The sequence below is a fragment of the Paenibacillus sp. FSL H8-0259 genome (genome assembly GCF_037963255.1).
Lineage (GTDB): Bacteria > Bacillota > Bacilli > Paenibacillales > Paenibacillaceae > Paenibacillus_AQ > Paenibacillus_AQ phytohabitans.
The window spans coordinates 6,592,000-6,606,602 of record NZ_CP150147.1; the positions used below are offsets into that span (position 1 = coordinate 6,592,000).

12 protein-coding genes and 1 riboswitch are annotated in these 14,603 nt (G+C 54.5%); of the genes, 5 read left to right on the top strand and 7 right to left on the bottom strand.

The genetic code is table 11. The annotated features are described in order from the left end of the window. Positions 1-41 precede the first annotated feature (41 nt). The 3 genes from hemB to hemC form a co-directional block, all read right to left on the bottom strand. Complete coding sequence (hemB, locus tag NSU01_RS28240; RefSeq protein ID WP_076247819.1) at positions 42-1,040, bottom strand: porphobilinogen synthase; 999 nt, start codon at positions 1,038-1,040, stop codon at positions 42-44. A gap of 158 nt (positions 1,041-1,198) precedes the next feature. After that, positions 1,199-2,746, bottom strand: coding sequence for a uroporphyrinogen-III C-methyltransferase (gene cobA, locus NSU01_RS28245; RefSeq protein ID WP_076247876.1), 1,548 nt, complete (start codon positions 2,744-2,746; stop codon positions 1,199-1,201). A 21-nt stretch (positions 2,747-2,767) separates the two neighbouring features. Beyond that, the gene (gene hemC, locus NSU01_RS28250; RefSeq protein WP_076247821.1) at positions 2,768-3,775 is read right to left on the bottom strand and encodes a hydroxymethylbilane synthase; all 1,008 of its coding nucleotides are present in this window, start codon (positions 3,773-3,775) and stop codon (positions 2,768-2,770) included. 61 nt (positions 3,776-3,836) lie between these two features. Between hemC and NSU01_RS28255 the strand changes: the two genes are divergently transcribed. Next, entirely contained in the window at positions 3,837-4,535 is a 699-nt protein-coding gene (locus tag NSU01_RS28255; protein WP_144026196.1) for a hypothetical protein, read from the top strand. Positions 4,536-4,738: 203 nt separating this feature from the next. On the opposite strand, the gene NSU01_RS28260 is transcribed toward NSU01_RS28255, so the two are convergent. The 3 genes from NSU01_RS28260 to hemA all read right to left on the bottom strand — a co-directional run bounded on the left by NSU01_RS28260 (position 4,739) and on the right by hemA (position 8,675). Further along, positions 4,739-5,386 carry an NAD(P)-dependent oxidoreductase gene (locus tag NSU01_RS28260; RefSeq protein WP_076247825.1) on the bottom strand — a complete coding sequence of 216 codons (648 nt, stop codon included), beginning with the start codon at positions 5,384-5,386 and terminating at the stop codon, positions 4,739-4,741. 1,067 nt (positions 5,387-6,453) lie between these two features. Beyond that, complete coding sequence (ccsA, locus tag NSU01_RS28265) at positions 6,454-7,278, bottom strand: cytochrome c biogenesis protein CcsA (RefSeq protein WP_076247827.1); 825 nt, start codon at positions 7,276-7,278, stop codon at positions 6,454-6,456. A gap of 5 nt (positions 7,279-7,283) precedes the next feature. Beyond that, positions 7,284-8,675: a glutamyl-tRNA reductase gene (gene hemA, locus NSU01_RS28270; protein ID WP_076247829.1), complete on the bottom strand. Its 1,392-nt coding sequence runs from the start codon at positions 8,673-8,675 to the stop codon at positions 7,284-7,286. Between the two features lie 461 nt (positions 8,676-9,136). After that, a riboswitch (purine riboswitch) is annotated at positions 9,137-9,239 on the top strand. 118 nt (positions 9,240-9,357) lie between these two features. On the opposite strand from hemA, the gene NSU01_RS28275 reads away from it, so the two are divergent. Genes NSU01_RS28275 through hpt form a run of 3 tightly spaced genes read left to right on the top strand, consistent with a single transcriptional unit; the run spans position 9,358 to position 12,048 of the window. Continuing rightward, positions 9,358-9,918 (top strand): phosphoribosyltransferase, encoded by a 561-nt coding sequence (locus NSU01_RS28275; RefSeq protein WP_039308084.1) that lies wholly within the window; start codon positions 9,358-9,360, stop codon positions 9,916-9,918. 57 nt (positions 9,919-9,975) lie between these two features. Continuing rightward, complete coding sequence (locus NSU01_RS28280; protein ID WP_039308082.1) at positions 9,976-11,490, top strand: IMP dehydrogenase; 1,515 nt, start codon at positions 9,976-9,978, stop codon at positions 11,488-11,490. A gap of 30 nt (positions 11,491-11,520) precedes the next feature. After that, entirely contained in the window at positions 11,521-12,048 is a 528-nt protein-coding gene (hpt, locus tag NSU01_RS28285; protein WP_076247831.1) for a hypoxanthine phosphoribosyltransferase, read from the top strand. A gap of 57 nt (positions 12,049-12,105) precedes the next feature. Here hpt and NSU01_RS28290 read toward each other — a convergent pair whose 3' ends face one another. After that, the gene (locus NSU01_RS28290) at positions 12,106-13,140 is read right to left on the bottom strand and encodes a LacI family DNA-binding transcriptional regulator (RefSeq protein ID WP_179093622.1); all 1,035 of its coding nucleotides are present in this window, start codon (positions 13,138-13,140) and stop codon (positions 12,106-12,108) included. Positions 13,141-13,290: 150 nt separating this feature from the next. On the opposite strand from NSU01_RS28290, the gene NSU01_RS28295 reads away from it, so the two are divergent. Further along, positions 13,291-14,598, top strand: coding sequence for an FAD-dependent oxidoreductase (locus NSU01_RS28295; RefSeq protein WP_076247836.1), 1,308 nt, complete (start codon positions 13,291-13,293; stop codon positions 14,596-14,598). The last annotated feature ends 5 nt before the right edge of the window (positions 14,599-14,603 follow it).

Here is a 14,603-nt window from a genome sequence, read left to right on the forward strand (position 1 = left end):
TCTTCACTCCTGCTCTGCTGAATTATACAGCTGAATATAGTCTAGCCGCGCAGCCAGCGGGCTGCATCCTTGGCGAAATACGTAATAATAATATCTGCTCCGGCGCGCTTCATGCCGGTCAGCATTTCCAGGACAACTGCCTGCTCATCGATCCAGCCCTGCTGTGCAGCCGCTTTTACCATTGAATATTCACCGCTCACGTTGTAAGCCACCAGCGGCAGATCGAACTGGTCGCGGATCGTCCGGATGACATCCAGATAAGCCAGCGCGGGCTTAACCATCAGCATGTCAGCGCCTTCCAGCACATCTGAATCAGCCTCACGGATCGCTTCCCGCAGATTGGCCGGGTCCATCTGGTACGTTTTGCGGTTACCGAATTGCGGTGCAGAATCTGCCGCTTCACGGAAGGGGCCGTAGAAGGCGGATGCGTATTTTACCGAATAGGACATGATCGGCACATGCTCAAAACCATTCTCGTCAAGGCCGCTGCGGATCGCCTGCACGAACCCGTCCATCATATTGGAAGGCGCGATAATATCCGCACCGGCCCGGGCCTGGGATACCGCCGTGCGGGTCAGCAGCTCCAGCGAAGCATCGTTAAGCACATCGCCATGTACTACGCCGTCAACTGTATGGGTATGTACCATACCGCAGTGGCCGTGGTCGGTGAATTCACACAGACAGGTGTCGGCGACAACCAGCAGCTCGGGATACCACTGCTTAATCAGCCGGGTAGCCTCCTGCACAATGCCGTCCTCAGCGAATCCGGAGGAGCCGATGGCGTCCTTCGTTTCGGGAATGCCGAACAGTAATACGGCCGGAATTCCCAGGGAGGCAATCTCATCCACTTCCGCCTTCAGGGTATCCAGCGAGAAGTGATACACGCCGGGCATGGAGCCAATCTCACTCTTCACACCGGTACCGTAGGTTACAAATATCGGCTGGATAAAGTCCAGCACGTTCAGGACAGTCTCCCGCACCATTCCTCGGATTCCGGCTGTACCGCGCAAGCGGCGGTGTCTAGTTATTGGAAAGCTCATTGCTGTTTCCTCCTGTACAGTAAGTATTTAAACACATCTATCTGTCTCAAGCCTTATTCGAATATGAAATCACAAAATGCAAAGTTGAAATGCAGTGTTCAAAATTTCAGAGCCCAGATTGCATTAGCGGACTGGACTAGCGGAAACCAGGCCGCAGGTTATCTGAGCCTCGTTGTTTCATTCCAGCGGCAGAGCTCCTGCACCAGCCCTTCGATCGTCGCTACGTCCGGGAGCAAGCCCGGAGTCAACCCGGCCTCCACAGCAGTCTGTTCGGTTACCGGACCTATGCAGGCGATTTTGACCCCCGCCAGCAGCGTCAGCGGATCTTCCAGGCCCATCCGTTTCAGGATAGAGATGAAGTTGCGCACCGTGGAAGAGCTGGTGAAGGTGACCGCATGAATCCGTTTCTCTTCGAGCAGCTTCACCAGTTCAATATCATCTTCACCAGTAACCACAGTCTCATACGTATCCACTTCAGTCACTTCCAGCTCCAGCTCCTTCAGCTTGCCGGGCAGCCACTCGCGCGCCAGATCGCCGCGCGGCAGCAGCACCTTCTGCCCCGGCTGCAGCTGATCGCCGAAGGCTTCAATCAGCCCTTCTGCCTGGAAGCGTCCAGGCAGTTCTTCGGCAATCAGCCCGCGCCCGGCAAGCGCCGCAGCCGTACCCGGTCCCACCGCACATATCCGCGCACGGTGCAGACCGCGCAGATCCGTCTTCAACTGCGCCAGATGGCGCATGAAGAAGTCCACGCCGTTCGGACTGGTGAAGAACACCCAGTCGTACTCTGGAAGCCGGCCAAGCGCTGAAGCAATCTCTGCCTGCTTGTCCGCATCACGCTGCATAACCGTCTCAATGACAGGGAACTCATACGGTTCGCCGCCAAGCTCCTCGATCCGGTCTACCAGTTCGCTGGCCTGGCTGCGGGCCCGCGTCACCACAATCCGCTTGCCGAACAGCGGCATCGCTTCAACCCACATGAGGTGCTCCCGCTGGAGCACTACATCGCCGACAACGATAACGGCCGGCGGCTGGAAATCCGCCGCCTTGACCTTCGCTTCAATGTCGGCAAGCGTGCCGGTTAGTGTCTCCTGATCGGCACGTGTCCCCCAGCGCACCAGCGCCACCGGCGTTTCCGGCGGACGCCCGTGCTTCATCAGCTGGGCGCTGATATATCCGATTTTGGCGACGCCCATCAGGAACACCAGGGTTCCCGTGGCATTCGTCACCTTATCCCAATGAATGGAATGATCCAGCTTATCCGGGCTCTCATGTCCGGTAATGATCGACAGGGAAGACGCAGCCTCCCGGTGGGTTACCGGAATACCGGCGTATGCCGGGACGCTGATAGCCGAGGTAATACCCGGCACAATCTCGTAGTAGATGCCATGCCGCCGCAGCAGCTCCGCTTCTTCACCCACCCGGCCAAAAATCACCGGGTCTCCGCCCTTCAGACGCACTACCGTTTTGCCCTCCAGAGCGAGATCGACAAGCAGCTGATTAATGTCCTCCTGCTTCATCGTATGGCGGTCCGGCAGCTTGCCTACGTATATTTTCTCCCCGCCCGGCTTCATCCACTTCAACAGCCTTGGACTCGCCAGCCGGTCATAGACCAGCACATCTGCCTTCTGGATACACTCCAGACCTTTAACCGTAATCAGCTTGGCATCCCCCGGACCTGCACCTACAAGATAAACCTTCCCCGCCATCTCCGTCATCCCCTTATCACCTTATCCCTGAGTATCCTGTCCCTTTACATCCGCCAAAATCTTCTCTGCGCCCCTGGCAATCAGCTTGCGGGCAACCTCCGCACCGAGCTGCACCGGATCTTCTCCCGTGCAGGTTTCTTTAAGGATTACCGATCCGTCCGGTGTTCCCACCATTCCGGTTAAAGTGATTAACAGGCCGCCTTCTCCAGAAGTCCCGCCGGAATGAATAGTCCCGGTTGTTCCCGTTGTCCCGGCCTTCTCCGTCTCCAGCACAGCGTAGGCGCCGATCGGCACCTGACAGCCGCCATTCAGGGCGCCGAGGAATGTGCGCTCCGCCGTCACCGTAAGAGCGGTGCGCTCATCATTGTAGAGCGCGAGCAGCTTGCGCAGCTCCTCATCGTCTTCACGGCATTCGATGCCGAGAGCTCCCTGGCCCACAGCGGGCAGGCAGATTTCCGGCGGCAGATAAGCCGTTACCCGGTCCTGCCAGCCCATCCGCGACAAGCCTGCCGCTGCCAGCAGAATCGCGTCGTATTCGCCGTTCTCCAGCTTCTTCAGCCGCGAGTCAATATTGCCGCGCACCGGCTCAATAACCAGATCCGGCCGGAGCGCGGCCAGCTGGCTGGAGCGCCGCAGGCTGCTTGTGCCTACGCGCGCGCCCTGCGGCAGATCCTCAAGGCCTGCTCCGCTGCTTGAGATCAGGCAGTCCCGCGGATCTACCCGCTTCGGCACTGCACCATTAATCAAGCCTCCCGGCAATTCGGAAGGCATATCCTTCATACTATGTACTGCCATATCGATTTCTTTGGCCAGCATGGCCTGCTCAATTTCCTTCACAAAAAGACCCTTACCGCCCACCTTGGACAGTGTGACATCAAGAATCCGGTCGCCTTTGGTAACAATCTTATGCACCTCAAAAGTAAAATCAAAGCCATGCTCCCCGCTAAGCCGCTCCAGATCGGCAATCACATGCCCTGTCTGCGTCAGCGCCAGCGCACTCTGTCTGCTGCCCACAATAATCTTCCGCATGAACCATTCCCCCTGTTCAAGTTACCTGCACCCGCCCTGTTTCCTGCACGATACCTCTCATTTGCTCAATTGTGTCACTTTCGCTGGAATTAAGGGCACTTTTGCCCTTCATTTGCTCATTCGCGCCACTTTCGCGGGAATCAAGGGCACTTTTACCCTTCATTTGCTCATTCGCGCCACTATTGCTGGAATTAAGGGCACTTTTACCCTTCATTTGCTCATTCGCGCCACTATTGCTGGAATTAAGGGAACTTTTACCCTTCATTTGCTCATTCGCGCCACTATTGCTGGACTTAAGGGCACTTTTGCCCTTCATTTGCTCATTCGCGCCACTATTGCTGGAATTAAGGGGATTTATACCACTAATTTGTTCATTTCGGGCGATTTCGCCCGAATTAGAGGGATTTATCCCTCTAATTTGCTCATTTCGGCGGATTTAGCCCAAATCAAAGGGATTTATCCCTCTAATTTACCGCACAACAGTCAGCTTTGGTCATTCCAGCCACATACCCGCGAATCCGCCCACTTCAACGTCATAAACACATCCACTTATTCTACTTATTCGTCTATTTCTCTGATCATTCGGCCGTTCAGCCGTTGGTCCATTCAATCGTCTATTCAAATATGCAGGCCGTCAAGCATTAACCCGCCAATTCGTTTGGAACAGATTCATCTGCACGATTCAATCGGCAACTTGAGTCAACTTCTGCCGCAGCTTATGTCTTTGCAGACTCAGTTTCGAAGCAGTCTCAATGATTGATGAATTAGTTTTGAAGCAGCCAGAGCAGATGCAAACTTACTCCGCAATCGCAGCAGTTGTACTTGATGCTTGCTCCATCCGCTTGTTCGATCTACGTGATGGCCTGCTCTACCCAATCAATCTATCTACGCCTCCCGATAACCTGCTCCATCCGCTCTTTCGATCTACGTCTCCCGATGGCCGACTCCACCCGATCATTCCGCCTACTCCTCCCGGTTACATGCAATCCAGGATTCGATTACCTCTGATGTCCATGGTATAAAGGTGCCCTGCCGCATCTCATCCAACACATCAAGCTTCCCCAGCCTCCGCAGCAGCCGGGCGCGAATCTCAGCTACAGGCTCCAGCCGCTTGATTTCGGTGCGCAGCTCATGCAGGAAATCCAGATAAGGCTCGTATTCCTCGCCCAGCAGCCCGGCGATCTGCGCCGTGATCTGCGCAGCAGCGGACGGTCCCGCCCCGGAGGTCGAGACCGCAACCGTCAACCGCCCCCGCCGGAGGATACCGGGCGTGATGAAGCTGCCCGCCTCGGCGTGGCTGGCGACATTGACCGGCAGGCCCAGCATCCGGGCCTCCCCGGCCACCGCTTCATTCACCGCCCTGTCGCTGCTGGCGGCATAGACCAAGACAGCTCCCTGGAGATCTCCGGGAGCATAGGGGCGGCTGACCCATTTCAGCCACCCCTCCGCAGCCGCTGCGGACAACGTCCCGCTAAGTGCAGGACTGACAATCACCAGCCCCGCTCCTGCCTCCAGCAGCGGAGCCGCTTTACGTTCAGCCACAGCTCCGCCGCCGATCATTACCACCAGTCTGCCCTGAACATCCAGCATAATGGGCAAATATTTGCTCATCCCGCCTCACTCCAGCATCCGAAAATTTACTATACTCCACACCACAATACCCCAGCTTGCTCAACTAAGAAATCAGTCCCCGGTTGCCACTACAGCAGGACAGCAGTCCGGCGCGCACTCAATTAACTTTTCTCATTAGCCGCCCATAACACTTCAGTACAATCACTCGCCCCATAAGCTGCCATAGCACTTCAGTTCAATCACTCGCTTCATAAGTCACCATAACACTTCAGTACAATCACTCGCCCCATAAGCTGCCATAGCAACACTTCAGTACAATCACTCGCCCCATAAGCTGCCATAGCACTTCAGTACAATCACTCGCCCCATAAGCTGCCATAAGTACAATCACTCGCCCCATAAGCCACCATAGCACTTCAGTACAATCACTCGCTCCATAGCCACCATAACACTTCAGTACAATAACTCGCTTCATAAGTCACCATAGCACTTCAGTACAATCACTAACTTCATTAGCCACCATTACACTTCAGTTCAATCACTCGCCCTATAAGTCACCATAACACTTCAGTTCAATCACTCGCCCATAAGCTATCGCTCCATAGCCACCATAACATGCCCGTATAACTTCCCGTTTCTTGTCTGTACATTCCAGCATAACCCCTTGCTTCTCATCCACCTGTGCTCTCGAGCACAATTCAGGCCGCCTCCGCACTTCAGCACACCAGCCGCCTCCGCACTTCAGCACACTAGCTGCCACCGCACTTCAACACACCAGCTACCTCTTTCAACACACCAGCCGCCTCTGCACTCCAACACACCAGCCGCCTCCACACTTCAGCACACTAGCTGCCACCGCACTTCAGCACACCAGCCGCCTCCGCACTTCAGCACACCAGCCGCCTCTGCACTTCAGCACACCAGCCGTCTCCGCACTTCAGCACCCAGCCGCCTCCGCACTTCAACACACCAGCCGCCTCCGCACTTCAACACATCAGCCACGCCTCTGCACTTCAGCACACTAGCTGCCACCGTACTTCACACACCAGCTACCTCTTTCAGCACACCAGCCGCCTCCGCACTTCAGCACCCAGCTTACAGCCCTACTACCCGCCCCAGCCATGGAACTCAGACCATGAATTCAGCAGGAAATTAAGGATGATAAAGCCATAGCCAGTAATGGCCCAGCGTGCCATCGCCGTACCGCTTCTGCGGCCGGAAACCTTCAATACTATATAGAGTATGTAGACTCCGAGGCCGATAAGCGTAGTTAGCACCTTCAGATCCTGGAACAGCGGCGTCCGCCCTTCCGCAATAATCGATAAGCCTGCCAGAATCAGCGAGGCCAGCAGCAGCGGCACACCGGCAAGGATAGCAGTATACGAATATTTGTCCATTGTCTCCAGGCTTGGGAGCCTGCGGACACGGTCATCCCACTTCTTATTCTTAAGCTTGCTATGCAGAAACAAATACATTATCGCAAATACGGTCCCCAGTGTCAGTGCGGCAAAGCTCAAATTGGCCAAAATCACATGCATCGCCAGCCAGCCGTGCACCGCACTCCAGCTCTGCAAGGCATGATCCTCTGCAGTTAGCCATACCCGGTTCAGCAGAAACACGCTGAACCCTGCCATGCTGAGCAGCAGAATTGTAAACTCGCCGCCCCGCGTGTACGCAATGGCAAGTGAGATCACCACCATACTGAAGGAGAACCAGAACAGGAAGTCATACGGTGTGAAGATCGGCAGACCGCCCTCCTGAGAGAAGCGGATCGCCAGCCCCGCAAGCTGCAGCAGGCCCACAACAGCAAGAAGCCCTGTGCCCAGCCGCTTTCCGCCCGGATTGCGCCGAAGGCAATCCGAGAAAACAAACAGCAGGCTCAGGGCATATAGCAGCAGAGCGGCATCATATATTCCGTTCAGCAGTTGCATGTCGCTCACCCGCCCAGCAGGCCGGCCGGAGCAAACACCGTCCCCGGCACCGCGAACTTTCCGCCGGAAGATACTTCAGCAGGCGCCTCCTCAACCGGTATAGCACTACGGTCATCCGGACCCGGGTCCAGCTGCTCCTGCAGTGCAAAAATCTGGGTGAAGTACTCCAGAGCTTCATTCCCCTGCTTCCCGCCAGACAACTCCTTGATGACATTGATCGGATCATGCATCATCTGGTTCACAATACTTTTGGTCAGGCGGCGGATAACCTTACGCTGATGCTCATCCAGTTCAGGCAGCTTGTTGAACAGACTGTCCATCGTTTCTTCATAAATCCCGTTCGACTTGTCCTGCAGCGCACGGATCACCGGTCTGACACCTAGCGTCTTCAGCCACAGCTGGAATTCATCCATTGCCTCACTGATCATCACTTCAATCTTGGCAGCTTCACTGCGGCGCATTTCCAGATTGCTCTCCACAATGCCTTCCAGATCATCGATATCATAGAGGAAGACATCCGGCACACTTGCCGCAGCCGGATCAATATCGCGGGGCACGGCAATGTCGATCATGAACAGCGGCCGTGACGGCCGGCGCTTCATCCCTTCAGCCACTTGGGCAGCCGTCAGCACATAACCGTCGGCTCCCGTGGAGCTGATGACTATATCCACTTCATCCAGACGCTTCAGTGCTTCCTCAATCGTGCTCGGCTTGCCCGAGAACTTCTCGGCCAGCTCCACCGCCCGGGACAACGTCCGGTTGGCGACGATAACCTCAGCCGCGCCGCTGCTGTATAGATGCTTCACTGTCAGCTCACTCATTTTGCCGGCGCCGAGAATGAGCACTCTTTTGCCGGTAAACATCCCGAAGATCCGCTTGCCCAGCTCCACCGCTGCATAACTGACCGAAACCGCACTTTCACCGATGGAAGTCTCGCTATGCGCACGTTTGCCGAGCGTCACCGCCTGCTTGAACAGCCGGTTGAACCACGTTCCGGTTACACCCTCCGCCTGGGCAGTCAAAAAAGCACTGCGTACCTGTCCCAGGATCTGCGTCTCGCCGATCACCATGGAATCCAGGCCGCAGGTTACACGCAGCAGGTGGGCAATCGCCTGCTCGTCTTCATATATATACATATGCTGCGCAAATACATCACTTTTTACACCGAACCACTGCTCCATGTAGCTGCGGATGAAATATCCGCACATATGAAGGCGGTCCACGACCACATAAATTTCCGTCCGGTTACAGGTGGCGACTACGACCCCTTCCAGAACGCTCTTCGTCTGCATCAGCTGATGAAGCGCAGCAGGCAGATCCTTCTCGGCAAAAGCGAACTGTTCTCTCACCTCTACGGGAGCCGTACGGTAATTCAGGCCAACGACGACAATATGCATCGCTTGTTCACCATCCTAATCTCTATTCATTGGTGTAGGCACTGTTACTGCTTATTAGCATGTATTAGTATCAATTTCACAAGATCTCAAATCGCTGTGTTAAGTATATCACATCAAAATACGGCTTTTTACAAAACCTTTGAACTATTTATGAATTGCAGATAATAATTATTATAAATAAAAATCCGCCAAAGCACCATGCTTTAGAATGGGTTATTTAGAGTTTTTTTATGAATCCGCAGGTTATCTGTATTAAATATAATCCGTTGAGGGTCCGGCACAAATAAACCGGCTTTAAAAATCAATTCAAACACGTAAATGTGATCTTATATAACATTAAAACAAAATATTGACACACATTATTGCGGATGATAGCATATAACAAATGATATGCGTAATATTATATAACACCAAAATCGTAAACAATCATTTATAAACCATCCGATTCATTAATATGTCAGATTCTCTAATCAAACATCTCTTGTATAAGCTCGTTAATTTGGAATGAGCGTATCTACAGGCAACCGTAAATTGCCCCAGGCTACAAGAGGCCAGACAAGATACTGGAGCAACCAGTGAAGGGAACACGGCTATGCCCGGCTTCTCCTCCTGACGTACCAGTCTTGTCCTGCGCCTCTTGGTCCTGGGGTTTTTGGCATCTAGAATAGAAGGAGTGAGGGCAATGAGTGCATCCTACGCACGGTTAAGCGAATCGATCAGCCAAGCCAAGAATGTGAGGATCTACAAGAATAAAGATACAGCCTATGACTTTAAGCTATACCCTTTTGGAGAACGCGGAACCTACATCACCCCTGAGCTGATCAGCGAGATTACCGACAGTCTGGCAGAGGCCGTTACGGAACAATTCCCGGATTTCGATTACATCGTATCGCCTGAACCGGGCGGGCATACCTGGGGCATGCTTGCAGCCTACAAGCTGATGAAGCCGATGAATATCCTGCGGCTCAGCACGGAGCTGTATGAGAATTACGAGGTCAGCATCAAACGCGAAACGGCGTATAACGAGAATTATATTTATTTTGACGGATTCTCCGCCGGTGACCGGGTGCTGCTGCTGGATGATGTGATCAGTTCAGGCGCTACCATCCGCTGCATCGCTGAGCAAATGTCCGTTATGGGCATTGAGCTTGTGGGTGTGCAGGCAATTCTGGCAAAAGGGGAACACTACAAGCAACTGGAAACGGACATCGGGGTGCCGGTAAGGTTTCTATCCAAGGTATGAAGTGTATAAATCAACAACCGCAGAATTGTTGAAACTTTAGCAGGGGAGTGACAAGCCATGGCTTATTATTATGAGCAGCCTTCAAGAACCTTCAGTGAGTTCCTGCTGGTGCCCAGTCTGACCACCAAAGAGTGCATCCCGGGGAATGTCGATCTCCGGACGCCAGTAACCAAATTCCGCAAGGGCGAGACTCCGGCGCTGACCATGAATCTGCCTGTTACCTCAGCAGTCATGCAGGCCGTATCCGACCATAACATGGCGATTGCCCTGGCCAAAAGTGGCGGCATCTCCTTCATCTATGGCTCACAGTCGATCGAGCAGCAGGTCGAGATGGTCCGCCGGGTCAAAAAGTTCAAAGCCGGCTTCGTCCTCAGCGACTCCAATCTGAAGCCGGAGGATACACTGCAGGATGTACTGGCGCTGAAAGCGCGCAGCGGCCACTCCACCATTGCCATTACGGACAACGGGGAACCGACAGGCAAGCTGATGGGCATTGTCACAAGCCGCGATTACCGCGAGAACCGTCTGCCGCCGGAGTGCCCGATTACTGAATTTATGACGCCGTTATCTTCACTGATCTATGCCGAAGAAGGCATCACCTTAACCGAAGCCAATGATATGATCTGGGATCATAAGCTGAACTGCCTGCCGATTGTTAATGCCAGCGGCCATCTCGTCCACCTTGTGTTCCGCAAGGATTATGACAGCCATCAGGAGTATCCGCTGGAGCTGCATGATGATAACAAACAGCTCATTGTCGGCGCGGGTATCAACTCCCGGGATTACAAGGAGCGCGTACCGGCGCTGGTGGAAGCCGGAGCAGATGTCCTGTGCATTGATTCCTCTGACGGTTATTCCGAATGGCAGGCCGAAACCATCCATTATATTAAGGATACTTTCGGGGAGAAAGTGAAGGTCGGGGCGGGCAATGTCGTCGACAAGGAAGGTTTCCTGTACCTCGTGGAAGCCGGGGCGGATTTCATCAAAGTCGGCATCGGCGGCGGTTCCATCTGTATTACCCGGGAGCAAAAAGGGATCGGACGCGGCCAGGCCTCCTCCGTCATTGAAGTCGCAGCCGCCCGCCAGGAATATTACGAGCAGACCGGCATCTATGTCCCGATCTGTTCCGATGGCGGGATTGTCCATGATTACCATATTGTGCTGGCGCTGGCGATGGGAGCTGACTTCGTGATGCTGGGCCGCTATTTTGCCAGATTCGATGAAAGCCCCGGACGCAAGCTGCTGGTCGGCGGGAACTTCGTCAAGGAATATTGGGGTGAGGGGTCGAGCCGCGCCCGCAACTGGCAGCGTTATGACTTCGGCAATGCCGACAAAGAGAGCAAGCTGGAGTTCGAGGAAGGTGTGGATTCATTCATTCCTTACGCCGGACGGCTCAAGGATAATCTGGATCTCAGCATCAGCAAAATCAAATCAACCATGTGCAACTGCGGCTCGCTGACCATCCCGGCACTGCAGAAGCAGGCGAAGATAACACTGGTTTCCTCCACAACCATCTTTGAAGGAGGCGCACATGATGTTATGCTGAAGGAAAAGGACAGATCATCCTCCTGATCACATCCTAATCCATAAGGAGCGTCAACCATGACACAAATTATCAAAGTTCTGGTCAGCAAGGACCAGCTGCAGCAAAGAGTTCAGGAACTGGGCGCAGAAATATCGCGTGACTATGAAGGCAAAGAGCTTGTACTAATCGGCATTCTCAAGGGCGGCGCTGTATTCATGTCCGATCTGATGCGCGAAATCACCCTCCCGGTCGGCATTGATTACATGTCGGTGTCCAGTTACGGGGCAAGCTCCACTTCCTCCGGAGTGATCACGATCAAGAAGGATATCGATACCGATATCCGCGGCAAACATGTGCTGCTCGTCGAAGATCTGATCGACACCGGCCTGACTCTGCAGCATCTGAGGCAGCTGTTCGCCCTGCGCGAAGCTGCAAGCGTCCGTATCTGTACCATTCTAAGCAAACCTTCCCGCCGCCTGGTCGAAGTTCCGGTCGAATACTGCGGCATTGACATTCCCGACGAATTCGTTGTCGGCTATGGTCTGGATTACGCCGAGCAGTTCCGCAATCTTCCTGAGGTGTGGATTGTGGAGACGGGCGATTAAACTAGGATTAAGAAACCGTCAATTCTCCTATAGCTGGAGAATTGACGGTTTCTTTGTTCAGCAGAGAGATGGTTCCGCAACCGTCTCCCCTGTCAGAAACGGTCCCAGCAGCCGGATTTGCTCATAAGGTGCCAGCGGATTGGCAATCCGCCGCAGCATCAGCTCAGCCGCCCGCTCCCCTGCCTCCTGGACCAGCAGCGCCGGGCGCGACAAGCCGGGACAAGCCTCCAGTTCCCCATGCTCCATCGCAACAATTGATATCTGCTCCGGAATATTAAGTCCCAATTCCTGCACCTTCCGCAGAATGGGCCAGGCTTGTCCATGATTCGCCGAGAGAATAGCCGTAGGGCTTCCGGTCTGAAGAATGGCCGATAAGTCAGCAAGCCATTGAGGATCAGCGGGGTTCACATGATACATCTGTTCAGCAGCGGAAATTCCCCGGCTTGCACAGGCGGCCCTGAAGCTCTGATAGCGCAAGCGGAATCCCCGCTGTCCGTCCGGCTCACCCACGTACAGAATTCGGCGATGACCGCTGCGGCAGAGCGCATTTACCGCAAGAATGATCGCATGCTGGACATCCCAGATTACACTGTCCACCTCGGCACCTTCGGGCGGGAAATTGATCATTACCTTCGGAAGACCAAGCTGCAGCAGAATGGTCTCTGCCCAGACGGGCAGCAGCGGCGACAGAAACAATCCGTCGCAGTATAGAATGCCGCTCTCCTCCAGCCAGTCCGCCAGCTTGTCCGGCTGGGGCCCCTCAAACGGCAGCAATACGGATTGTACCTGATGGCCCAGTTCATCCATGCGCTGATGCAGACCATGGAACTGCAGATTCAGAAATGAGTGGTCTGCAGGCATCAGCATGACGAACCGGCGGGGCTTGCCCGCCGCATAGGCAATGGATTCAGCGGCAAGCCCCGCTTCCTGCGCTTTGGTCGCATAATTCATTGCCCGGGCAGTAGCGAATACCAGCCTGCGGGTCGGTTCCGACATGCCCGGCAGCCCGCGCAGCGCTTTGGACACTGTGTACACGCTCAGCCCCAGGCGGTCCGCCAGATCGCGCAGCGTGACCGTTTTTCTCTTTGACACACGGCTTCCCCCTTTTACTTGGCCATTCCATTCTTCCATAGCTCTCCTGCAATGCAAGCCCACAATCCCCTAAGTACAACTAAAATCAAGCTATAATCCCTTGTTCCTTATATCTATTATAAAGCTAAGCTCTATATAGAAAGGATGAATATGGTGAAAAAAGAACAGATAAATCTGCAGGTGGCTGCAGAGATATATGAGGAGGCCGATGTCGTTGTTATCGGGGGCGGTCCGGCCGGGACAGCGGCGGCGATCTCCGCCGCCCGCTGCGGACAGAAGGTAATACTACTAGAGCAATCAGGGCAGCTTGGAGGGATGGGAACACTGGCTAATGTCAGCATCTATATGAGTGTCGGCAACGTGACCGGCATCTACCGTGAAATGCTTGAAGAGACAACTCCCGAAGCCGTTCCCGGCTCCCACCTGATGTCGCTGCACTCCCGGAAGGACCAGTACTCCCCCTTTGCAGTGCGCCATTATCTGAACGGCAAACTGCACCGGGAGAAGGTTAAGGTCTTCTACCATACCGTCTATGTCCAGCCCGTCATGGAGGGGCAGCGGGTACGCGGAGTACTGGCCCGGACCCGCGAAGGGCTGAAGGCCTTCATGGGCGGGATTGTGCTGGACTGCTCAGGGGACGCCGCTGTGGCCAGGGATGCCGGAGTGCCTATGCGCTACGGCCGGGAACAGGACGGATTAACACAGCCTATGACCCTTATGTTCACCATGCAGAATACCGGTAAGCCGGTTGTCCCTTATCTTCCTGAGGACTGTGAGATATATGAGTCCGTAGACGATCTGCCGCAGGGACGCCACCTGTACTGGGAAAAGAATGATGACGGCACGCTTTTGGTCAATATGACCCGCGTTAAGGGCAACGGTGCCCGTATTGAAGACACCAACTTCGCGGAGCGCGAGGCTCTGCGCCAGGTTTTCTCAACGGCCCATTATTTGCAGCGCAACGGCTTTGAGAATTACATTATTGCCCATATTCCCGGCCAGACCGGTGTGAGGGAAACCGGGCAAATCGTTGGCCTGTATACATTGACCGAACAGGATTTGCTTGAAGCCCGCAGGTTCGGGGATGTCGTGGCGCAGACCAATTATGAAATCGATATTCACAGCCCTGACGGGCAAAAAACGACGGAGGAGCGCCAGCTGGGAAGCTACGATATTCCGTACCGCTGTATGGTACCTGCCGGTGTGCAGGGGCTATTGGTAGCGGGACGAAGCATTTCGGCGACTCATGTAGCCATGTCCTCCATGCGCGTGCAGGCCACCTGCTATGCGCTGGGTCAGGCAGCCGGAGTCGCAGCAGCTGTCGCCAAGGAAGAGGGCACCGTCCATATGGCGGATATTACAATACCGCGGCTGCATCAGCTGCTGGCTGAGCAGGGCGTACAGTTTCATGGAACTGCGCTGTCTGCCGGGAACAACGGCCAGCAGGTAGCCCCCTGAATGTT